The sequence below is a fragment of the Pseudomonas sp. LBUM1673 genome (assembly GCF_059695645.1).
Genome location: NZ_CP166780.1, coordinates 3,886,030 through 3,906,125 on the forward strand (window position 1 = coordinate 3,886,030; position 20,096 = coordinate 3,906,125).

Consider the following 20,096-nt stretch of genomic DNA (forward strand, 5'->3'; position numbering starts at 1 on the left):
CTGTGTTTGAGCCCAAAGTATGCCAATCCACCGGGGGGCTTCTCCAGCGCAAAAAGCAGGCTAAACTCGGCTTCTGCCTTTTTTATCAAGGCTTATTCAGCCAATTGCCTAACAGGGGATTCGCCATGACCGACGACATCGACCAAGTGCTGATCAGCGCGCTGATGGAAGACTCACGCCGCTCGCTCAAGGCCCTGGCACAGATCAGCGGCCTGTCCTCGCCCAGCGTCGCCGAGCGCCTGCGCCGCCTCGAAGAACGTGGCGTGCTCAAGGGCTATACCGTCGAGATCGACCCCAAATGCTTCGGCTATCAACTCCAGGCCATCGTCCGCATCCGCCCGCTGCCGGGCCAGTTGCAGGAAGTGGAGCGACAGATTCAGGCCATCCCCGAATTCACCGAGTGCGACAAAGTCACTGGCGACGACTGCTTCATCGCCCGCCTGCATGTGCGCTCGATGGAACAATTGGACACACTTCTCGATCGCCTCAACAGCCACGCCGAAACCAACACCGCCATCGTCAAGAAAACCCCGGTCAAGCGCCGACTACCACCGATGGCGTGAGTACTGTCAGGTTCGTAAAAACGTAGAATTGATCTTTTTCCGACGAAGGATAGGCGGTATGAAAACTCAGGCCATATTACTGGCGGCGGTGATGCTTGCAGGTTGCGGTACGTTCCAGACGGTGGTGCGCAGTGACGAAGCGGCGGTGAAGAGTCTCAAGGAACAGAACACCTACTGCGGTGCCGTTCCACGGATCTATAGCGGTGTGACGTATGACTTTTGCAGCCTGCATGCGCCTCCGGGCCCGGGCATCGATGAGTACCAATACAACAATCGCACGCCCCTTGTGCTGATCGACCTAGTCATTTCCGGTGCACTCGACACCATGCTACTGCCCTACACCATTTATCGGCAGCAGGCCGATGGCAGCATTGTCATTGCCGAATAAGGAGCAGATGCATGTTGTCCCACGTTTTTATCGGCATTACCGACTTTGACCGTGCATTGGCGTTCTACCAACCGATCATGGACGCACTGAATCTGCAGATGAAATTCTGCGATCCCGACAAATCCTGGGCGGCATGGATGAGCAAGGGTGCACCGCGCCCACTATTCGTCATTGGCACTGCATTCGACGAGCAACCGGCCACACCGGGCAATGGGCAGATGATCGCCCTGCTTGCGCCGAGTCGCGAGATCGTCAACCGCTGTCATGCACTGGCCATGGTTCATGGTGGATCCTGCGAAGGTCCGCCCGGCTTGCGTGCGCACTATCATCCCGACTACTTCGGCGCCTACATGCGCGACCCGGACGGCAACAAACTCTGCGTGTGTTGCCACGAACCCGAGTGAGCCCCACGTCCTGAGCCAAACCCCAGACGATAAAAAACCCGCCGAACAGACTGTGTGAAAACACGCTGAAGGCGGCCTAAGCAAACGCCCCGACTTGTTCGGGGCGTTTGCTTTTGTGCAGGTAACAGGCGAAAAAAGGCTTTTCAGCCCATCAACTCCATCATTTGACGTACACCCAGCACATTGATCGCTCTTTTGAGGTTGTAGGCGTTCACCGCCAGGGCAATTTCCGCTTTTGCCCCCTCTAACTGTCGCAGCAGGAAGCGGCCGTTTCCAAACAGCCATTGTTTAAGGTTGCCGAAGGGATGCTCAACGATGGACCTTCGGCTCACCATCATTTCGGGATGCGCCTGCATGTATCGTTGCCGTCTTGTGTCACGTCGTGATGCAGGATCAAGCAATGTTCAGCGTCCACGGCGGTTTGTACGTTGTAAGCCACCCGCGGACCTTTGGGCGTGCGCATCATTCGGGCATCGCTTTCGCCGGTGTTGAACTGCTCGATCCCCATCGACTTCATCAGCGCCTGGCAGGTCAGATTGTTCAGTTGCCGGGCTTCAAGTTGCTTCAGCGCTGTCTTGATGGCGCTGCGATCAATGGTTTCACCCGCTTCGGCTTTATCGGCCTCATCCAGTTCAGTCAGATATTGGGCGATGCGCTTATCCAGTTTTTCCTGCTGGCGTTTGAGTTGTTTCACGTTCAGATGGCGCCGCGACGAGGCTACCGCCTGGAATTTACTGCCATCAATGGCAACCAGGTCGCCAGCGATCAAACCGACCGTACGACAGAACTGAACGAAGACCCGGCACGTTGCACTGAACGCCTGTTTGTTGTCCTTGCGAAAGTCGGCAATGGTCTTGAAATCGGGTTTGAGGCGGTTGAGTAACCACATGACTTCGATGTTGCGCTGGCATTCGGCTTCGAGACGACGGGAGGAGCGGATACGCTGGAAATAGCCGTACAGATAGAACTTTAGCTGATCGGCCGGATCGTAAGAGGGGCGACCTGTGCTTTTGAGCACCGCCTTGTCAAACCCCAGACGTATGAGATCGAGCTTGGCAACGAAGGCATCAATCACGCGAACGAGGTGATCCTCAGGGATTAAATCTTCCAGCGAAACCGGAAAAAGGCTGGTCTGATCGCGCGCTTGGCCCTGGATGTAAGCCATAACAAAAATGCCCCGTATCTTTCGATACGGGGCATTTTCTTAAACCGCGATGCAGAATGCTAGGTTTTCACACAGTCTGCGAAGCGGGTTTTTTACTCAAGGCTGGCGATCAATCATCGCGGCTCATGATGCCAAACAGCTGCAACAAGCTGACGAACAGGTTGTAGATCGATACATACAGGCTGATGGTCGCCATGATGTAGTTACGCTCGCCGCCATGAATGATGGCGCTGGTCTGGAACAGAATGCACACCGAGGAAAACAGCACGAAACCTGCGCTGATCGCCAGTTGCAGCCCGCTGATCTGGAAGAACAAGCTCGCCAGTGTCGCGCCCAGCAGCACAAAGAAACCAGCCGTGATGAAACCGCCGAGGAAGCTCATGTCCTTGCGGGTGATCAGCACATAAGCCGACAGGCCACCGAACACCAGCGCAGTCATCGCGAAGGCCGAACTGACGACTTCAGCACCGCCCTGCATGCCCAGATAACGGTTGAGGATCGGGCCGAGCAGGAACCCCATGAAACCAGTCAGGGCAAATGCCGACACCAGGCCCCAGGCCGAGTCACGGAGTTTGTTGGTGAGGAAGAAAAGGCCATAGAAGCCGATCAGCACCACGAAAATATTCGGGTAGCCGACACGCATCTGCTGTGCGACAAACGCCATCACGCCGCTGAATGCGAGGGTGAGTGCGAGTAAGCCGTAAGTGTTGCGCAGGACGCGGCTAACCTCTAGCTGCTCAGCCTGCACGCTGTTATTAACTGCGTAATCCTGTTCGCGCATGGCGACACTCCTGTTGGTTTGAAACGTTCAGTCGCAAAGATCATAACAGACGCTCTGTAACAAGCCATGCAGAGAGTTTGACAGTGTGTTTCATTCAGGTATTATGGCGCCCGCAACGCAAACGGAGGTGTGGCCGAGTGGTTTAAGGCAACGGTCTTGAAAACCGTCGACTGTAACAGGTCCATGAGTTCGAATCCCATCGCCTCCGCCATCTTTATACGACAAAGCCCTGATTATTCAGGGCTTTTTCGTTTCTGGGGTTTGGTGAAAACCTCACCGCTCGGGATGTGTTCCATAACTATTATGGGCGCGTTCCATAACTCAGCCCGTTTCGACCCTACCTGTGGCGTCCTGCCGACCGAAACACAATCAAACCTCCCTGCAGTACCAAGACTGCGCATACAGCACTCCATCGACCTCCTCCAGACCACTCAGAGTGAAACCGAGCGTTGCCATGCTGGTCAGGCGAGCATCAAGAAGCGGCCGAAGCGGGGGCTCATCACCCGGCCAAGCGCCGTGCCGCAGAGACGCGGTGCTGGACGTTCTTTTGAGGATGTCAGACGGCGCACTGGAGAAAATGATATCGCCCTTTACGGGTTCAGCGCTGGCGATATCCCTTTTCGATCGGGCGACGCCGCGCTCTCTCATGGGTACGATCAGGAACTGCATTGCTTACTCATTACTGGACAAAAATACAGTATCAAAGCGATATGCTGATTGCTCAATTGGTCACTGACGATCGGTTACGTTTCATCTTGATGCCGCAGGGTCTGGTCTACGCTGAAAACAGTGGCGGAGGACCTAACCATGTGTGGACGCCTTTCCCAATACAGTGGCATTCACGACTTCGTCGCGGCGCTGAGCATGCCCAACGCCCTGATCAACTATGCAGACAACGAGCCTTTCAAGCTCTACAACGCCGCGCCATCCACTCCGCTCGCCCTCTTTCACCAGGAAGGTCAGTTTCTCCGGGCCGACATGGTTCGCTGGGGATGGCGGCCGCACTGGGCCAAGGACCGAGCTGCACCGATCAATGCCCGAGTAGAGAAAGTCGCCCACGGAGCGTTCTTCAAAGCGATCTGGCCACACCGGGCAATCATCGCGATCAACAACTGGTTTGAATGGGTCGACGAAGGCGGACCGAAGAAACAGCCCTACCTAATCCGTCGGAAAGACCGAGCGCCAATCCTGTGCGCCGCGATCGGCCAATACCCAAGCGCCGAGTTTGGGCCGAGTGAATATGACGGCTTCGTGATCATCACTGCCGACAGCAAGGGCGGCATGGTGGATATTCACGACCGGCAGCCGGTGACGCTGAGCCCTGAGCTGGCCCGGGAATGGTTGGATCCGGCCACACCAACCGAGCGCGCCGAGCAGATACTGCTGTTGCAGGGAGAGCCCGCCGAAGTTTTCGAGTGGTTTAAGGTCGACCGCGCAATCGGCAACGTGCGCAATCAGCAAAGCGGATTGATCAACCCTATCAGCGACTCACTACTCTGACGTAGGCGTAGCCCGCCGTTACGTTAATTGAATTTAGAATAAGTGTTATTCACTTTAATAATTTTAATTCACCCCAGCGAAAACGGTTTCGAAAAAATAGATACATTTACCGCTCGTCGCTTTTTTACGGGCTGAAAAATATCTGTTTGACAGTCGAATTTTCAGAACTATATTAAATGAGCAAAACCGCAACTAAAGCTCAACAAGCCGATATCAAATTACTTGAAAAGGAATTCAGCATGACTATTAATTTCGTCCCATCCAAAAGCGACCAAACATACCTAACCATCAATTGCCACTCAGTAGTCACATACAACTACAACAAAGAAAACCCAGTATTCTATGTAACACTTAATTATGGCCGCATCATTCTATGGACAGCCGTTCTAACACCTATCTCGCCCATACAAACATTACCAACTACAATAACCTCAGGCCCTGTTACCCTATACGGCGGCCTCAGAGTCAACCTACAGAATCTGGGCAATAGCTACAACATTCTGCTTACAGGAACTATTGGCGACATCAACGGCTATACTTCTTTCAACTCCAGCAATATTGGCAGTTTCCAAGCAGGCGCATTTGAGGAAGTGTCATTTAACGAAGCTGCTCCCGCTTAACATTTCACAAGCAAGCACTATTCAAAGCTTAACGTTTACTTGAAGCCCCGCCCCCCTCTATTAATTGCCATTATCTTAGAGGGGGTTTGACCTGATAAGTTTTACTTATATTTTTTGTGGCAAAGACTGGAGTGGTCAACTACGGCAGACCTTGATAGCTTCCATCAACTCCCGCTCATACCCAATCCGTTGTCGACGTTCAGCCAGCAGCGCCCTAACCTTCATTTCGAGCGAATCCGTTTTCTTTAGTCGTACTGCAGTAAACACTGGAGCCGAAACTTCTGGTGTCCGACAAGGAACCACAACCGGCACCTCCACCCTTATATTGCGCACCTCCGGCTCCCGGACGGCGCACCCCACCAGCAGAACCACTAACCCCATCAGACAGATCCTCATAGACCCAACTCCTGATCGATCACTATAACGGCAGCCGCGCACTGATCGCCGCCTATTCGCTCCTGCTGAATACGAATCGCTGCGGCATAATCCGGTTTTGCTTCCTCCTGAGCCTGAGTCATGGCTTTTCTGGCGAGCGCTTCCCGGTCCCTTCCGGCCTGTACCAACTCGCCGAGCTTTCTCCCCTGCTCGCCAACCAGCGCTTCGAGGTGGTCGCGGCCGGACTTTGCCGTGGTCAGGTCGCGATACGCCGTGTCGAGTAGTGGCCTATAGTGATCGGCAGCCAACCAGACACCGATGCCGGCGCCGGTGGCCAGCAGCAGGATAAGCGCCAAGCTAATAACAGCTAACTTCCACACCGCGGGACTCATAGCACATCCCTGAAGAAGACGTGGTGGCCGAGCTTCAGCGTCTGTTTCGCTCCCACAGTCCAGGATGGAGCCCTCGGCATGGTGGTCGCGTAGTAGTGCGTGGCGCCGCCGGTGGGATCTGGCTCGGCACCGGACATCACCAGATCGGCAGCCTTCTGCGCTTGGGTGAACTGTCCGGCCGGGATTGGCTTCACGCCGCTCAGGTAGGCGAAGTTCGGGTCGTTCGAATTCCAGCAACTGAACTGGTAAGGCTTCAGGCACACGCTGGCGTAAAGCGGCCCACGAAGGGCCACTTGATGCAGGCGCGAATTAAGGTGCGGACAGATCGATCAGGACGCCAGCGGTAACCTTGTCGCTGGTCGCGTACTTGGTCCAGTTTGCACCGGCACCGATTGCAGCCAGGTTCGGGTTCACACCGCCGGTGGAATCCTTCCAGCTGTAACCCAGCAGGTCCAGGTTGAAGGTGCCTTCGGCGCGGAAGCCCATCGCCAAGTTTTCCTGGGTGTCGATGTTGTAGGAGCGGAACCCCGGAGCCTGGGACTCCGTGATTTTGATCGCGCCCGCTTGCAGGCCGAAGATGGTTTCCGCTGGGATGGTGTCCGATACCAGGACAGGCTTGCCCATGGTGCCGGGCTGACCACCGTAGATGACCACGCCAGCCTCTTCGTACACCTTCTCGGTGATGGCTTGATCGACCATGTCGAAGTAGGTGGCCGAGTCCATGGTCCAGAGCGCGATGCGACCGAAGCGGTCACCGAACTTGCGCATGCCCTTGGTCAGAGCCTTCTTGCCATCGGTGGCGAAGCTGGCGGTAGCGACCATGTTGGCATTCGCGCCGATTGCAGCCTTCAAAGCAGCCATTGCGTACTGGATATAGCCTTCCAGCACCGCGTCGGCGTAATCCTGACCGACCAGCTCGGAAAACTCTTCAGGAGAACGCGCACGACGCTTGAACGCCTCTTCGGTGGTTTCGTAAGGGCCGTATTTGAACGGGACCTTCACGCCGACCATTTCGCCGGAGCCAATCTTTTGACCAGCAACAGCAGCAGTCGAGTTGACGTCACGGTGAGCAATGGCGCCGCCGAGCTTGTAGAAAGCACGTTTGCGCAGATCGCCCTCGATCAGTTCGTTGTCCAGAATCAGCGCGCCGTTCGAAGAGGCGTTGAAGACATCAATCACATCCTGGATACGCTCCAGGTAGGCGGTTTGGGCAAGGTCGTTGTAAACGATCATGTCCGAGTTGACGGTAGTCGCCATGGGTTACTCCATTATTTGGGCAATTTCAGGTAAGCGTCCTGGCCGTTCTTCGTGATGAATTCACGCTTGGCCACAGACGTCATTTCGGAGCGTTTCAAAGCGGCCCCACCGCCATTTCCAGCACCTCCGGCCCCGCCGCCAGATGCCTTACTACCCGCGATCAACGGCGCGAAGGCCGTGTTGTTTGCAAATTCCGCTTTCAGCTCGTCCAGCGATGTCGCTGAGAGCTTGCCCTGCTTGTCGAGTACGACAACCACAGGCTTCCCATCACGCTGCTCGACACTCAGACGGCGCTCAATGTGGGGCAACAGGGCTTCTGCGCTACCCGAGATTGCCAAGGCAGACGCGATATCAGTAGCGGTACGGCCAACAGTCAAATCCCGGATCTGGTTGCTCAGCGTTCCACGCTCTTGTTCCAGCATGCCGTTCAGCTCAGCTTCGCGGCGGGTGTACTTTTCAGACCAGGATTTTTCTAGCTCTTCGACGTTGCCAGACTTGCGGGCAGCCTCCTCGCGCTCCAGACGAGCCCGATTCTCTGCATCCTTGCGAGCCTTCTCGGCGGCCTTCTTCTCACCGAGCAGTTCTTCAACCTTCGACTTCAGGCCCGAAACGTCTTCGGGTTGAGGCAAACCCTCAATGCCGAGTACGAACTTGCCGTCCTTCTCGGTGTAAAGAGCGCGCACGGATTCATCTACCCCTTCCAGGGTATCCAGTTGGAATTTCAGCATTGGTTGTCTCCCAGAGACGTTGGTGCAGGCCCTGCCTGCGGATATTGGACAAATTCCAAAAAATATTGAGAATGCTCTTCTAATCCATTCGTGCTAGAGCGGTGTATGCCTAACAGTGAAGTTATAGAAGCAAAGAAACTTGAGGTTAGCAGCGCAATACTTATCGCGGCCCTCACTGGTCTTCTCACCCTCGCAGGCGTTATGAGTACAAGTCTCGTAGGCTGGATTTCATCAACGCAGTCAGCGGAGCTCACAGCGCAAGCATCAAAGCTCTCAGCCCAGCAAGCATGCGTAGCTCGGTTGGACACCCAAGAGCAAAACTTGCGCGCAAAGGCGGATACGTTTTTAAGTGCTTTAGGAGGCTTTGTAGCTCTCACAGGACACGATCAGTACAGCGCAGATGTTCAAGCAACGAGACTCGATGAACTGTTGCGTTCGGGATATGCATTTAGCGCTTACGCCCCCGAAACAGTGTCAAACCTAACTAAAACCATGGTTATTCGGTTAAAGAACATGGTCAGCGAAAAGGACGTGAAAAAATCAACGGAAAACTTAAGTGCCTTTAATGACTCTTACAAGCAATGGAACAACCAATACCAAGTTTCTTTAAAGGAAATTGGCTCTTCTCGAAATCGTTGTTCTCTATAACCCTGCTCGTTCGAATGCCAACGGCTCAAGTGCCTTCATCTGCACCAGAGTCAATGGCGCAAAATTGCGGTCAAGCTGGAGGTCGGCGAACCGCTCGACGCTCAGCCCTCCTTCACGGAACAGCTTCGCCCGAACCGGGCCGATCGCCTTGTCCTGAAACGCTACCGGCTGCTGCTTGAGCCAGTCGTAGTAACTGAGGTCTGCCCTCACCTGCTGGGCGCCGCTGTCGCCGACGGAAGCCCGCGTGGCGTCCTTGGCAAATAGTTCAGTGAAGCGAGTAACCACTCCCACACCTCAGGGGCTGGAGTAAGGCGGATACCGAAGTTGGAGAGGTCGGACAGCTCGAGCAGCGACGCTGGCGGCCTTGGTCTGTCCATGATTCATTTAATGCCTGAAATGGAAGTTGCATGTCGGTATTGATGAAAATCAACCACACAAAAAGTGCAACAATAAGGCCGAGGAGAGCCCCAGCCTTATTGTCTGCCTGCCGTTCACGAAAACTCGTTTACTTCGTTGTTAAGGCTTCAGGAATATCTATAAGCTGCGGTGTTGTAGTTTTAAAAATAGCGTCGCAAGAAGCTTTTAAAGACGAAGGGATATGCGCCTCCCCATACTTTTGATAAGCATCCAGGCACAAGTAGTACCCATCGTTCACGCCAGTAACCTTGTCCGAGATGTATTTTACGGCCTCTGCAACTTTGTGTAGGCTGGCTGAATCGAGCTGTGTTGAAGGTGCTGCCACAGTGGTTGCACTGCCAGCAGTACTTACCAGTGCAGCGCGAGCTGCCTCCAAGCTCTCCTTGAGAGAATCAATTGACTCTTTCGTTCGAACCCCTTCGGCACTGGCTGCGGTTGCAGCATCCATTTTCTTGTATTCGGTTTCTGCTGCGTTAATCTGCGCAGTTAGATCCATTATCGCTTTAGCCTGGTTGGCGGTACTCGATCCACTTAGAGCAACGTTTGGCCCCCGTACCACACCGGTAAGTTGTTCAATGGCCATGATCGCAACAGTATTCCGCTGATTTCGGGTCAATAGCATTTGGTATGCGGTCGAATCGATTGCACCGTTGGCATACGCTTGACAGATGCTATAGAGCTGGTCACGCAGCAGCTGTATCGATTGGGTCCGTAAGCCTATGTTTGCGGCAGACTCTTGAAAGGCCATAGACAGCGCTGCAACATCCGCTTTCTCCGCCGTAGCGGAGCCCGCTAGAGTTTTTAGTGCGTCGGGGCTCGGTTCTGGGCAGATCACGCGCTGGCTTTGAATCTTTCCCCCTACCACCAAAGGCGCATCTACAACAGTCACAACTCGATCCTCCGCTTGAAGGGTTCGAGTGGCCAGATAAGGCGTACACCCGACAGTCATAAGCACAGTACTTAGCATGGCAATCTGGATTGCTTTCATAGCGATTCCCTTCGGCAATATGACCGGTGTAGTTACCGGCAACCAAGAGAATAGCTAACAATGATGGCTTCGCAATATCACCAGCGCGCAGCTGGTCAGCTTGAGTTGGGCGATCTTTATGCATCACTCAACCGTGCACTGCAGCCAGATGCACCGGACAGACATCAAAGCACTTGATTGATCGCTCATGGCTTGGCCTCGCTGTCTAGGGTGATTCCTCGCCGCATGTCGCGACACAATTTGCTAATTCGCGAAACGTGTCGCGGACTAGATCTCGTCTGCCTTTCTTTCAGCCCAGCGCTTGCCGAGCTGACGGGCCTGCTCAACACCGAGCACGCCAATGAAGCCGGCCGTTGCGAATGACCAGGCGATGCTGAAGCCGAACTCTTTCACTGTCAGGCCTACCACCATGACGATCAGCGCACCGAGCGCCGCCTCGATCAATTGACGCAAAGGCTTCGTCTCTTTGCCGTCGTACTGAATGCGGAGCCATGTCAGGGCGAAGGTCAGCCCCATGGCTAAGCCGTTCTCTCTCAGGGCGGTCAGGACCAACACCCAGAACGACGGGTCTTTTTCTGGCATGTGTGGCATCTCAGGTTCCTCCCCTTCAGGGAGTTAGGAATAAAAAAGCCCGCTCAATGGCGGGCACAAGAAGAGATGATAAAAATTTTTATGTATAAGCGTTGTCAATGACTGCCTGTTTTTTTCAAAAAATGACGATCAAACTTTAACAGTCTGTCAACAGCACTAATTACATCGTTTAATGTGTCTACATTAGATAGCTCTACCATGCCATGCACGCCATGCATTTCTGAGGGTTCCTTCGGAGAAAGATCAGGACTCTCGCCATGGGCGCGCTGCCAAGCGGCATAGCACTCATCAATCCAACCGTGCAATTGATAGAACACAATATTTCGATGGGCGGTACTTGGGGAACCCATACTGAACTTTTTTGGTAATTTCTTCTTCTTTTCTAGCGCACTGACTGCACCGTGAGAAAGGTCATGTAAACCACCACCCCCTGAATAATTACCAGCTGGACTTGGCTCAATAAATCCACCTATATCAGAAAGCAACCCAGATAAAGTCAGGTCTGAAATTGTATTCAGCCCCTCCTCGACGGGGAGGTTGTAATTGGTTTCTAGGAAGTCTCGAACGTCATGAGGAATTGTGGACCACGGATCATAAGCCACCTTTGTAGGATACTTATTAAGCAGCCACTTATACTCTCGCATCATTTCTCGATGGAAAGTCAGGAACTCTGCACCTGCTCCAGGTTCATCTCGAAATTTCAAATCAGGAAACATTTTTCGCGCTGCGTCCCAGGCAACTTTGTCATCCGCAGTTTCCATCTCAGCCTCTCTCATTCTAGCGAGATGCCAGTGCGGGTGATGAGAGTCAAAATACCTTTGCACAGCAGAGAGTAGCGGTTCTGGAAGTTTCATCTCGTGCTCCTGTTTAGCAAAATTTATCTAACTCAGGATTGCGCTGGTCAATTCACCACAACAAAAATCGAAAAATTGCTTAGAGTGCAATCAAATTGATCGTAGCTTCAAAACTCAATTTTGCACGCAATAAAAAAACCGACTCAATTGCCGGGTTCTGGATAAAGCAAAGGAAACTCAGGAGTTTAACTGGTGCAGGAGCCTTCGGATTTCGCCAGCATCAACTTCCGCGAGCATGCCCTCGAAGAAGCTGACGATGCCACGCCCACCAAGGGCTTCATAAAGCTCTTCGCCAAACTCAGTGCGCTCCATCGCGCCCAGTATCGCCACGCATCCACCTCTTACACCGGCTGGCCGCATGAGGCCTTCTTCCTGCATTTGCTCAGAAAGACAATCAGCCAAGTCCAAGACTTCTTGATAGGTGAGACCAATTTCCTGTTTCGCCGCAACCAAATCACGATGGTAAAGGTCGCAGATCAAACCAGGCGTGAACGATTGACCCCCACCATTTGCCCCAGCAATAAGGCGTCTGACCAACTCCCACATTTCCATGTGCTCGATCCTCAAGGGCTATGTACAAAAAAGCCCGACATCTGCCGGGCTTTTTTGGTCAATCCTTAACGCGCAGGAATGACAGGATGGGATTAATTTCGCTCATCCGCTCAGTGATGTCAATAGGATTTGTGAATCTCATCTTCCCAATCGAACCCCATCGGGTGACTGGTTGAGCAAGTTGTACTTTTGCACTTTGTCCTTATCATCGAAATAGACGGCAAGGACTTGTTGCTCCATTCCTGAGCCAAACGGCCCAGCATATATGTACATCCAATTGGCAGTCAGATGCCCTTCACTTCCATAGCCCTGCCCAACAGGCGCGCCAAAGATCTCAATCATTTGATTGAATGTGGTCTCGCCAATTTTTATCTGATCAATTTGGCTTTGACTGATCTTGTTTCCACTGCTTGCACATGACGATACAGCAACCGCTAAACTTACCACCCCGACCAACTCCATATAGCGCATAGCATGCACTCCTGTTTGCTGATCAGTAGACTGTAGCAAAGGACGTTTCTTTGTCCCGCGCTAAAGCTCACGCAGCACTATCCATCAGGAGCCCTTCCGCCTCCAGAATATCGCCGGCATGGGCTAGCGCCTCGTTCACCAGATCATCCGCCGACTTCTGAATGGACTGTCTCCAGCGGCGCCGAGTCGACTCCGGCGTGCCATCGTTGTCCCAGGTGTTCATGTCGTAAAAGCTGTCCTTCAGGACGATCATGTCGGCAGAGCGGGAGTCGTCCCGCTTCGCCTTGGCTTGGCCGGCAGCCACGGCGGCCTTCACCATCGATTCCCGGCGCCAGTCAGGGGCATCAAGCGGGAGCTCGACCGACACCGAACTGACAACCTTCGGTCGGGCGCCCTTCAGCTGCGGGATAGCCCAGGCGGTGGTCGCCTTGTACAGGAACAGCTTCGGCGCCGGGGTGCTAATCAGGGCCTGCAATGCCGAGATGGCTTGCACCTTGCGCGCCTTGTGGGCGCTGTACTTCGCCACCAACGCATTCCAGTGCTTCGGATCGAGGTTACTGTGAAGCCGCGCGGATACCCAGCAGTCCACCTGAGTGCGATCGATGGTGTCGGCACCGCGTGAACGAACCAGCGTCGCCAAGTCGCCGCCCTCCTCCTCGTCAGCAGAGTTGTACAGCTTCTGCCATGCCTGTTTGCTGGTGTTGTCGATGGCTTCGGCAGCGAGAGCCGAAACAACCGCGTTCAGTACGCTTGGATAGATCATGCTGCCCCCTTAAATTCCCTGGTCTTTGCCCGATACTCGGCCTTGATGGTTTTCAGTTCTTCGATGGTGTAGCGCTTGGGCTCATGCGGCCCTTCGAGCCAATCCACCTTGTCGGCGCCGATGCGCTTCACCAGCTCAATTCGGTAGTTCACGATGTCGCCGGATTTGTGGTTGTTGCACGGCGCGCACTGCTTCCAAACATTGAGCGGTTCGAAGCGCAACTCGGGGTTCGCTCCCACAGTCCGGTAATGCCCGGCGTGGTACTGGCCTTCGTGGTGACGGCCGCAGCTCACGCACGGCAGCGCGGCATCACGCAGGCGAATCCACTCGTTGAATACAACCTGCGTTTCCCGCATGTGATCGGCCCGGCTCTTGAGCCTCTCTTTGCGGGCCTTGATCTCTTTGCGCTCGATCTGGGCCAGTGACTTGCCCGCCTTCTCCTGATTCACATGCTTCATTGCCAGGCCGCACAACGGACTGCAAACCACCTGCATCGGACGCGGCGTTTCGAACCGAATCGCGCAGGCAACGTTCTTACACGTCTTTTTGTAGATCTTGCCGACGGCTATGCGCATGGCTCCGCCTCCTTGGCTTTCTGCTGCTCATGGGAGAAGTCGCCACGCAAGGGCATCAGGCTTGTTTCTGCGAATGGCAGCCGATCGCCAATTTCGCTGTGAGCACACCACCCCCCTGACCATGGCCGGGACCGGCGTACGCGATGACCTGCTCGCCTCGCTCGACGGCTGCACCATGCTCGGCGAAACACTGTTCGAGCACAAAATGTGGAACGAGCAGCTCGCCGCCGACGTACTGACCGGCAACCTGGACCCGCACTACTACTGGCAGCTCGAACAGCAACTGCTGGTGAGCGGCGCCGAGAAAGTGATCTTCGTTTGCTCCGATGGGACCGAAGACAATTTCGTGTCGATGGAATACACACCGGTGCCTGGCCGCGCCGCGACACTCATTGCCGGATGGAAACAGTTCCAAGCCGACTTGCTCGACTTCACGCCGGTCGAGGTCGTGCCGGAAGCTGTCGGTAAGACGCCGGACAGCCTGCCGGCGCTGCGTATCGAAGTCACCGGCATGGTTACCGCCAGCAACCTGGAGCAGTTTAAGGCTCACTCGCTCGCGGTCTTTGACTCGATCAACACTGAACTGGAAACCGACCAGCACTTCGCGGACGCTGAGAAGACCGTCAAATGGTGTGGCGATGTTGAAGAGCGCCTGGCCGCGGCCAAGCAGCATGCACTGAGCCAAACCGAAAGCATCGACGCGCTTTTCCGCACTATCGATGAGATCAGCGCCGAAGCCCGCAGAAAGCGCCTCGAACTGGAAAGGCTGGTCAAGGCTCGCAAGCTCAGCATCCGCGAAGACATCGTCATGGATGCAGCCAAGGCGTTGCAGGCGCACATCGATCAGATCAACACCTCGCTGGGTGGCAAGGCCCGAATGCCGGTCGTGCCCGCTGACTTCGCCGGCGCCATCAAGGGCAAAAAGTCCATCAGCAGTCTGCGCGATGCCGCTGACTCGGAACTTGCCCGAGCGAAGATCGCTGCCAGCCAGGTCGGCGACAGTATTCGCGCCAACCTCGCCAGCTTGGTCGAACTGGCCGCCGATTATGTCTTCCTGTTCAACGACATTCAGGTGCTTGTACTGAAGGCGAACGATGACCTGGTCGCGCTGATCAAGGTGCGGATATCGGAACACAAGAAAGCCGAGGAAGAGAAAGCCGAAGCCACTCGGAAGAAAATCCGCGAGGAAGAACTTCAGCGGATCGCCGACGAAGAAAAGGCGAGGCTAGCCGCCGCGCCTGTTGTTGAACCTGCGCCCGTTGTGACACCCGCACCAGTGAAGCCGGCGCCAGTAGTTCAGGTGGCATCTAAACCGGTGGCGGCACCAGTCGGCCAGGCGGTGAATTTGCAGGCTGAGGTCTTCGATCTTGAGGCTTTGGTAAAGGCCGTGGCTTACGGCCAAGCCCCTCTATCGGTTCTATCCGTCAACTGGGAAGCGCTCGATGCGCTTGTCGCTGACCAAGGCTCCAAGTTCAGCATGGCCGGCGTGAGGCTGGCGCAGGTAGCAGCATGAACGCGGCCGAACTGCAGCAAGCCATCGCCCAGTTCGAATCGGCCGGCGGCCAGGTGCAGGTCGTGGCCGATGCAATCAGGGCCTATCCAGACCCTCTGCTCGCCGTCGTGCCGCCGGTGGACGCCGAACTGGTTGAAGCGATTCGCGGGTTTACTGAAGCAGGGGTCTGCGCTGCGGCAAAGGCCCTGGGCAAATCTACCCGGACCATCAACTACATCGCCGGCCTGCACGACATCAAGTTCGCCACGACCACCGACGCCACCCTTGGGGATCGGCGCAAGGAAGAAGCGAAGCTGGTCCCGCGTATCCGTCGGCTGGCCAAGGCCAACATCAGCCAGGTCGCCATCGCCGAACAAATGGGCATCAGCCGCATGACCCTACGCCGAATCGCCCGCTTCCACGGCATCACCCTCAACTCCCGAGCATCCTGAAATGGACACACTCATTCAGCTTGGCTACGACCGCCAAGCCCAACTGGAGGCCGCAAAAGCGGCCTTCCTCGCATCTGGCGGACAGATTCGCCAGTGCGGCCTGAGCGAAACCAGGTACCGGCCAATCAGTGTCTGGAATTCGGCCATCACTCAGCGCAACGGCGCCCGCCGCGAATTCACCCGAAAGGAGAGCGAACGCGCTGAGCTGGTCCGCCAGAACGCAACAGTGTCCACCGAGTTCGGCACCGTGCGCCGCACGCCCATCGATGTGCGCAACAAGCTGCGCGCCCTGGGCGAAAAACTGACGACGCCTCAGGTCGAGCAGATCGCCGCGAAGTACCGAATCGAACTGGCTCAAGGCGGAAAGCTTCGGTGAGACGAACCAGCGCCCGCGCACAGCAACGTAAACGACAAACCTGGCTGGCGATGCCGGCCAGCGGGATAGAAGAGGTAGGCCATGGCCAAGAGTGGACAGGAACGATCGAAGGATGCGGCGCTGAAGCGCGCGGAGGTTGGCGAAGAGGAGCTACGCCTTCGTGTGCGGGCTGGCACGAAGAAGATGCTAAAGGAGCTGATGGAGTGGAACAGCATCGAGCATCAGTTCGAGGCCATGCAGACGCTAATCCTGAACGCGCATGCCCTGGGCCCGAACGGGTCGGCCAAGGTGATGGCAATCCCGCGACACGAAATCGTATTTAGCGAAAACGTGTCGCGGGCATTTGAACGGGAAAGCCTGCGCGAGCTAAGTAAAGACCCAGACGACCTACCGAAGCACATGATGAATGCGCTTCAGAGTTAAGTGGCGGAAAGCTGCTCCTTGTATTCCTTGGTGTACCCAACAGCCAGCGACTCTTTCTGCTTATCGTCCAGAATCTTACCAGCCAGCTGGAAGAACTTTTGCTCCTCCTCTTTCAAGTGGTGATGCACTTTTTCAGAGAGCTTTTTGGCGGTAACCAGCCAGCTGGGGGTGGACATCTCTATCTCGTCCAGCTGCTCCATCAACTCATCCATTTCGTGGTGTTCTGAAATGGCGTGACGACTCAAGTCCACACCGTCGTCGTACTCCATTAGCGGCATGTAGAAAAAGCGCTCTTCCGCAGTTTCGTGAGCTTGGAGCTCAGATTTGAGCTGTTTGTACGCCTCGACGCGCTCCGGGCTTTCTCCACTGGTCTGGATAAGTGCATCAGCGTAGCTGCGCTGCCGTTCATGGCTCTCACGCAAAGCTTCAAAGATATTCAATGGCGTTTCTCCAGGATCACTTCCAAATACGGAAGCACTTCTGACTAGACCTCTTCACGAGATCGCCGGTTCCACAACCACCCCACTGTCGCATCCGGTCACGGAGGGCGGCGCCTACCCGAGGAATTCGCAATGCCCGTTCTCCACACCGTGATTCATAAAATCGACAAGAAGCCCGACGGCAACCCTGCAATTCTTCACCGTAGCGCAGGCGAACTGGTCGAAAGCCAGGCCCGCGACGAGTTGATTCAACAGTTCAACGAAAGCTACAACGCGAAGCCCGGGAAAGGCTGGGGTTTCTTCCATGCTGAATCCGGCGCCCATCCATTTAGCGGCTGGCTCGGCAGGTACCTGGCTGGCACTGATGACTTTATGGGGTTCAGCAGCACCGCCGTCGAGCATCTACAAAAACTAATGGAAGAATCCAGCCTGACGGTAGGCGGCAACGTGCTCTTCTGCCATTACCTGCAAGGAATGACCGACTATTTGGTCATCGCCCTGGTACAGGAAACCGAAGCGGTGATCATGACCGACGGGCTGACGCTGATGCCTATCCGGCGGCTCGATCTGGACCACATTCAGCTGGCCGCGCGCATCAACCTCAGCGAATGGAAGAGCAACCCTCAGTCGCGCCAGTACATTTCGTTCATAAAGGGCAAGAACGGCCGCAGGGCTAATGAGTACTTCCGCGACTTCATCGGCTGTCAGGAAGGGATCGACGGCCCGGGCGAGACCCAAACCCTGCTCAAGGCGTTCAGTGATTTCGTTGAAAGCGAAGACCTCGGCGAGGCTGTCGCCCGCGAGAAGACCAACACCTTGGTCAGCTATGCAATGGCGCAGGCCAAATTAGGCGAGCCGCTCACTATTGATGAGCTGTCCGAAGTGCTCGACGACGATCAGCCCAAAGCGTTTGCCGACTTCATCCAGGGCAAAGACTACGGCCTTTCGGCTTCGCTCCCGCCGGACAAGAAGACCCTGAACAAATTCCGGCGCTTCACTGGCCGCGCAGACGGTCTTTCGATCAGCTTCGAGCAGCACCTGCTTGGCTCCAAAGTCGAGTTTGACGAAGCTGGCGGCACGCTGACGCTGCGGGGTCTGCCAAGTCAGCTCACCGATCAGCTCAAGCGCGCAGTCGCCTGAGGACAATTCACTCATTCCGGCTCGATGGTAAACAGCAAGTCACCACTCGGGGATCGAGCAAAGCCATCATCGATAAAGCCAAGGTATTTGCCCTGCATCGAATAGATTTCATCGCCATCGATTCGATAGATGAGCTCGTCTTCTTGGCGGACAAACTCGTCTTCATCGATACAACCGATCTGACGTCCTGCTGGTCCGAAAACGTTATAGCGCCCCTTGCTGTAGTCAGTAACCATTTGCTCCTCCTTGAACCGGCCTCATGCCGGGCCATCAACCAATAGCCCACAAACTTGAATCACGCCAACCGCATACGGTCACGGAAGATGGCGGGCTATCTGAGCGGGACCAAAAATAGGACATTGCTGCTCATGTCTTTAACTCGAACCTCGCCAGTTCCGTATTCCACAACCTTGTTTGCGTTGAGGATCACAAAATAGTCGGCACGGTCCCAAGCCCAGCCGCTAGCCAGACGATGCGAGTACTTCAAGGCTTCAAATTCGCCGCGTGACTGATATCCATCCGGTCTACCAAGAACACTAGTTACTTCGTCCTTCGTCATGCCTGGCCGAATATCCGACATCAACTCACCTGTGGTGCATCCGGCGAGCAGCGTCATAAACACCAGCAGTATGATTTTTCGCATTGTTTGCTCCCAGAAAAGGCGCTGCCCCACCCTCACCTATTGCGCAGGGCTGCGCACAGATTTTTCAGAGCTGTCGCTTGAGATGATTCAAGTATTCGACAGCGGCAGTCTTTTGCGTAGTGCCAGGACCATCGCTCCCCATCAGTGAAGCCTGAGCGCTTTCGAAAGCCTTATGGGCCGACAAGCTCATTTGGTTCGATTTCAGGACGGCGAGAAGCAGATGCTCGATCGCATCGATTTGCGCTTGGTTGCTCATTCGAAGCTCCTTGATCCGGCTCCATACCGGGCTGAACACAAATACCCCACTTCAACGAATCACGCCAGCCGGCGAGGATCCTCTATGTCTCCCTACAAATTGTCCGGGGCGACTGTCGTCAGTTTTTCCGGCGTTCGTACCAGCGCCCGCTGGTCCACCCTCACCATTGTGTCCAAGGGGGCATTAAGTGGTTTTTTCAATCCTTGAAAAGATTCGGCTCGATGTCCTTCAATTCTTTGTTCATCTTTAGACTTAGCTGCTCGATGCTCTCAAACTCGCCTAGAGATATTTCGACAGAGAGCTGTATGAGCTTACCTACCTGTTCCTCTGTCGATTGAATGTTCCTGTCAACCTCTATGAGCTTCTCAGTTCTTGGAACTCCCGACTTTCTGCCCAGTTCGAATTGTCTCGCGCCTTCAGCGTTATATCTATCCAGCATTCGCTCAAACATTGTTATTTGCTGATCCAGCAACTGCAGTTGATGAGACTTGTAGTCCGATAATTTTGAAAAATTAGCCTGATCGACTTGAGCCTGATGAGAGCGCACTTGCTGAGAGCTTAGCTCTTCAAATTCATGCCTTTGGATGAGGAGGAGGTGCTTCTGTATCTCTATCGTTCTCAATATTGCGAACAGGGTGACCAAAGAAATAACGGGGCCGAACACGCCCCCAAAAAAAGATCCAAAAGCTGACCAACTATCAGCTTTCTTTGATATGCCTCCATCAAAAACATCGAAGTAAAACCAAAGAAGCACCGCAAGCAAAGCAAAAATACTTATCAGTCCAAAACTCAAAACTGTATCGAACTGACTTCTAGCTATTTTTTTATCGTTCATTCGGCAG

29 protein-coding genes, 1 tRNA gene and 4 pseudogenes are annotated in these 20,096 nt (G+C 54.7%); 12 read left to right on the forward strand and 22 right to left on the reverse strand.

What is annotated here, in order from left to right; all coding sequences use genetic code 11:
- Positions 1 to 125: 125 nt before the first annotated feature.
- The 3 genes from ACA044_RS17755 to ACA044_RS17765 are packed head-to-tail and all read left to right on the forward strand — an operon-like array spanning position 126 to position 1,355.
- The gene (locus ACA044_RS17755; RefSeq protein ID WP_008006559.1) at positions 126 to 563 is read left to right on the forward strand and encodes an Lrp/AsnC family transcriptional regulator; all 438 of its coding nucleotides are present in this window, start codon (positions 126 to 128) and stop codon (positions 561 to 563) included.
- A gap of 58 nt (positions 564 to 621) precedes the next feature.
- On the forward strand, positions 622 to 951 hold the full coding sequence (locus ACA044_RS17760) for a YceK/YidQ family lipoprotein (protein ID WP_497442571.1): 330 nt from the start codon (positions 622 to 624) through the stop codon (positions 949 to 951).
- Positions 952 to 962: 11 nt separating this feature from the next.
- Entirely contained in the window at positions 963 to 1,355 is a 393-nt protein-coding gene (locus tag ACA044_RS17765) for a VOC family protein (protein ID WP_497442572.1), read from the forward strand.
- A 143-nt stretch (positions 1,356 to 1,498) separates the two neighbouring features.
- Here ACA044_RS17765 and ACA044_RS17770 read toward each other — a convergent pair.
- Together ACA044_RS17770 and ACA044_RS17775 are read right to left on the reverse strand one after the other, a co-directional pair.
- A pseudogene (locus ACA044_RS17770) lies at positions 1,499 to 2,520 on the reverse strand (transposase).
- A gap of 109 nt (positions 2,521 to 2,629) precedes the next feature.
- Complete coding sequence (locus ACA044_RS17775) at positions 2,630 to 3,301, reverse strand: Bax inhibitor-1/YccA family protein (protein WP_007898177.1); 672 nt, start codon at positions 3,299 to 3,301, stop codon at positions 2,630 to 2,632.
- A gap of 123 nt (positions 3,302 to 3,424) precedes the next feature.
- On the opposite strand from ACA044_RS17775, the gene ACA044_RS17780 reads away from it, so the two are divergent.
- Positions 3,425 to 3,512 (forward strand) — tRNA-Ser (locus ACA044_RS17780).
- Between the two features lie 158 nt (positions 3,513 to 3,670).
- On the opposite strand, the gene ACA044_RS17785 is transcribed toward ACA044_RS17780, so the two are convergent.
- Positions 3,671 to 3,970, reverse strand: a complete 300-nt coding sequence (locus tag ACA044_RS17785; protein ID WP_497442573.1) for a hypothetical protein — start codon at positions 3,968 to 3,970, stop codon at positions 3,671 to 3,673.
- 138 nt (positions 3,971 to 4,108) lie between these two features.
- On the opposite strand from ACA044_RS17785, the gene ACA044_RS17790 reads away from it, so the two are divergent.
- Complete coding sequence (locus ACA044_RS17790) at positions 4,109 to 4,801, forward strand: SOS response-associated peptidase family protein (protein ID WP_497442574.1); 693 nt, start codon at positions 4,109 to 4,111, stop codon at positions 4,799 to 4,801.
- Between the two features lie 176 nt (positions 4,802 to 4,977).
- Positions 4,978 to 5,421 carry a hypothetical protein gene (locus ACA044_RS17795; RefSeq protein WP_497442575.1) on the forward strand — a complete coding sequence of 148 codons (444 nt, stop codon included), beginning with the start codon at positions 4,978 to 4,980 and terminating at the stop codon, positions 5,419 to 5,421.
- A gap of 135 nt (positions 5,422 to 5,556) precedes the next feature.
- Here the strand turns inward: ACA044_RS17795 and ACA044_RS17800 are convergent, their stop codons facing one another.
- From ACA044_RS17800 to ACA044_RS17820, 5 genes and pseudogenes are all read right to left on the reverse strand, one after another.
- Positions 5,557 to 5,817, reverse strand: a complete 261-nt coding sequence (locus tag ACA044_RS17800) for a hypothetical protein (RefSeq protein ID WP_497442576.1) — start codon at positions 5,815 to 5,817, stop codon at positions 5,557 to 5,559.
- Complete coding sequence (locus ACA044_RS17805; RefSeq protein ID WP_497442577.1) at positions 5,814 to 6,188, reverse strand: hypothetical protein; 375 nt, start codon at positions 6,186 to 6,188, stop codon at positions 5,814 to 5,816. Before ACA044_RS17805 ends, ACA044_RS17800 begins: the two co-directional genes overlap by 4 nt.
- Positions 6,185 to 6,469 (reverse strand): annotated as a pseudogene (locus ACA044_RS17810) (cell wall hydrolase); the annotation flags it as partial. The gene ACA044_RS17805 and the pseudogene ACA044_RS17810, both read right to left, overlap by 4 nt.
- A gap of 28 nt (positions 6,470 to 6,497) precedes the next feature.
- Complete coding sequence (locus tag ACA044_RS17815) at positions 6,498 to 7,445, reverse strand: major capsid protein (protein WP_497442578.1); 948 nt, start codon at positions 7,443 to 7,445, stop codon at positions 6,498 to 6,500.
- Positions 7,446 to 7,456: 11 nt separating this feature from the next.
- On the reverse strand, positions 7,457 to 8,173 hold the full coding sequence (locus tag ACA044_RS17820; RefSeq protein WP_497442579.1) for a hypothetical protein: 717 nt from the start codon (positions 8,171 to 8,173) through the stop codon (positions 7,457 to 7,459).
- A 105-nt stretch (positions 8,174 to 8,278) separates the two neighbouring features.
- Between ACA044_RS17820 and ACA044_RS17825 the strand changes: the two genes are divergently transcribed.
- Positions 8,279 to 8,821, forward strand: coding sequence for a hypothetical protein (locus ACA044_RS17825; protein WP_497442580.1), 543 nt, complete (start codon positions 8,279 to 8,281; stop codon positions 8,819 to 8,821).
- Here ACA044_RS17825 and ACA044_RS17830 read toward each other — a convergent pair.
- From ACA044_RS17830 to ACA044_RS17870, 9 genes and pseudogenes are all read right to left on the reverse strand, one after another.
- Positions 8,816 to 9,112 (reverse strand): annotated as a pseudogene (locus ACA044_RS17830) (phage head morphogenesis protein); the annotation flags it as partial. The gene ACA044_RS17825 and the pseudogene ACA044_RS17830 sit on opposite strands and share 6 nt — an antisense overlap.
- Positions 9,088 to 9,198: pseudogene (locus ACA044_RS17835) on the reverse strand (putative metallopeptidase); the annotation flags it as partial. The pseudogenes ACA044_RS17830 and ACA044_RS17835, both read right to left, overlap by 25 nt.
- Positions 9,199 to 9,326: 128 nt before the next feature.
- Positions 9,327 to 10,226, reverse strand: a complete 900-nt coding sequence (locus ACA044_RS17840; RefSeq protein ID WP_310398280.1) for a hypothetical protein — start codon at positions 10,224 to 10,226, stop codon at positions 9,327 to 9,329.
- 267 nt (positions 10,227 to 10,493) lie between these two features.
- On the reverse strand, positions 10,494 to 10,808 hold the full coding sequence (locus ACA044_RS17845) for a phage holin, lambda family (RefSeq protein ID WP_238541247.1): 315 nt from the start codon (positions 10,806 to 10,808) through the stop codon (positions 10,494 to 10,496).
- A 104-nt stretch (positions 10,809 to 10,912) separates the two neighbouring features.
- Positions 10,913 to 11,671 (reverse strand): hypothetical protein, encoded by a 759-nt coding sequence (locus tag ACA044_RS17850; RefSeq protein WP_497442581.1) that lies wholly within the window; start codon positions 11,669 to 11,671, stop codon positions 10,913 to 10,915.
- Between the two features lie 177 nt (positions 11,672 to 11,848).
- On the reverse strand, positions 11,849 to 12,223 hold the full coding sequence (locus ACA044_RS17855; protein WP_497442582.1) for a hypothetical protein: 375 nt from the start codon (positions 12,221 to 12,223) through the stop codon (positions 11,849 to 11,851).
- 138 nt (positions 12,224 to 12,361) lie between these two features.
- Positions 12,362 to 12,694, reverse strand: a complete 333-nt coding sequence (gene bamE / locus ACA044_RS17860) for an outer membrane protein assembly factor BamE domain-containing protein (RefSeq protein ID WP_497442583.1) — start codon at positions 12,692 to 12,694, stop codon at positions 12,362 to 12,364.
- 67 nt (positions 12,695 to 12,761) lie between these two features.
- Positions 12,762 to 13,457 (reverse strand): hypothetical protein, encoded by a 696-nt coding sequence (locus ACA044_RS17865; RefSeq protein WP_497442584.1) that lies wholly within the window; start codon positions 13,455 to 13,457, stop codon positions 12,762 to 12,764.
- Positions 13,454 to 14,032 carry a recombination protein NinG gene (locus tag ACA044_RS17870; protein ID WP_497442585.1) on the reverse strand — a complete coding sequence of 193 codons (579 nt, stop codon included), beginning with the start codon at positions 14,030 to 14,032 and terminating at the stop codon, positions 13,454 to 13,456. The genes ACA044_RS17865 and ACA044_RS17870 overlap by 4 nt, the downstream gene beginning before the upstream one ends.
- A 121-nt stretch (positions 14,033 to 14,153) precedes the next feature.
- Between ACA044_RS17870 and ACA044_RS17875 the strand changes: the two genes are divergently transcribed.
- The 4 genes from ACA044_RS17875 (at position 14,154) to ACA044_RS17890 (ending at position 16,775) form a co-directional block, all read left to right on the forward strand.
- Complete coding sequence (locus ACA044_RS17875) at positions 14,154 to 15,545, forward strand: Heme peroxidase (RefSeq protein WP_497442586.1); 1,392 nt, start codon at positions 14,154 to 14,156, stop codon at positions 15,543 to 15,545.
- The gene (locus ACA044_RS17880; protein WP_497442587.1) at positions 15,542 to 15,976 is read left to right on the forward strand and encodes a hypothetical protein; all 435 of its coding nucleotides are present in this window, start codon (positions 15,542 to 15,544) and stop codon (positions 15,974 to 15,976) included. Before ACA044_RS17875 ends, ACA044_RS17880 begins: the two co-directional genes overlap by 4 nt.
- 1 nt (position 15,977) lies before the next feature.
- Positions 15,978 to 16,352: a hypothetical protein gene (locus tag ACA044_RS17885; RefSeq protein WP_497442588.1), complete on the forward strand. Its 375-nt coding sequence runs from the start codon at positions 15,978 to 15,980 to the stop codon at positions 16,350 to 16,352.
- An 81-nt stretch (positions 16,353 to 16,433) separates the two neighbouring features.
- The gene (locus ACA044_RS17890; protein WP_497442589.1) at positions 16,434 to 16,775 is read left to right on the forward strand and encodes a hypothetical protein; all 342 of its coding nucleotides are present in this window, start codon (positions 16,434 to 16,436) and stop codon (positions 16,773 to 16,775) included.
- On the opposite strand, the gene ACA044_RS17895 is transcribed toward ACA044_RS17890, so the two are convergent.
- Positions 16,772 to 17,215, reverse strand: coding sequence for a hemerythrin domain-containing protein (locus tag ACA044_RS17895; RefSeq protein ID WP_497442590.1), 444 nt, complete (start codon positions 17,213 to 17,215; stop codon positions 16,772 to 16,774). The genes ACA044_RS17890 and ACA044_RS17895 overlap by 4 nt on opposite strands.
- 132 nt (positions 17,216 to 17,347) lie before the next feature.
- Here ACA044_RS17895 and yejK point away from each other — a divergent pair, with 132 nt between their 5' ends.
- The gene (gene yejK / locus ACA044_RS17900; RefSeq protein ID WP_497442591.1) at positions 17,348 to 18,355 is read left to right on the forward strand and encodes a nucleoid-associated protein YejK; all 1,008 of its coding nucleotides are present in this window, start codon (positions 17,348 to 17,350) and stop codon (positions 18,353 to 18,355) included.
- 11 nt (positions 18,356 to 18,366) lie between these two features.
- Here the strand turns inward: yejK and ACA044_RS17905 are convergent, their stop codons facing one another.
- The 4 genes from ACA044_RS17905 to ACA044_RS17920 form a co-directional block, all read right to left on the reverse strand.
- Complete coding sequence (locus ACA044_RS17905) at positions 18,367 to 18,591, reverse strand: hypothetical protein (RefSeq protein ID WP_497442592.1); 225 nt, start codon at positions 18,589 to 18,591, stop codon at positions 18,367 to 18,369.
- A 95-nt stretch (positions 18,592 to 18,686) separates the two neighbouring features.
- Positions 18,687 to 18,998 (reverse strand): hypothetical protein, encoded by a 312-nt coding sequence (locus ACA044_RS17910; protein WP_497442593.1) that lies wholly within the window; start codon positions 18,996 to 18,998, stop codon positions 18,687 to 18,689.
- Positions 18,999 to 19,062: 64 nt separating this feature from the next.
- Positions 19,063 to 19,254 carry a hypothetical protein gene (locus tag ACA044_RS17915; protein WP_497442594.1) on the reverse strand — a complete coding sequence of 64 codons (192 nt, stop codon included), beginning with the start codon at positions 19,252 to 19,254 and terminating at the stop codon, positions 19,063 to 19,065.
- Between the two features lie 196 nt (positions 19,255 to 19,450).
- Positions 19,451 to 20,089 carry a hypothetical protein gene (locus tag ACA044_RS17920; RefSeq protein WP_497442595.1) on the reverse strand — a complete coding sequence of 213 codons (639 nt, stop codon included), beginning with the start codon at positions 20,087 to 20,089 and terminating at the stop codon, positions 19,451 to 19,453.
- Positions 20,090 to 20,096: the final 7 nt, after the last annotated feature.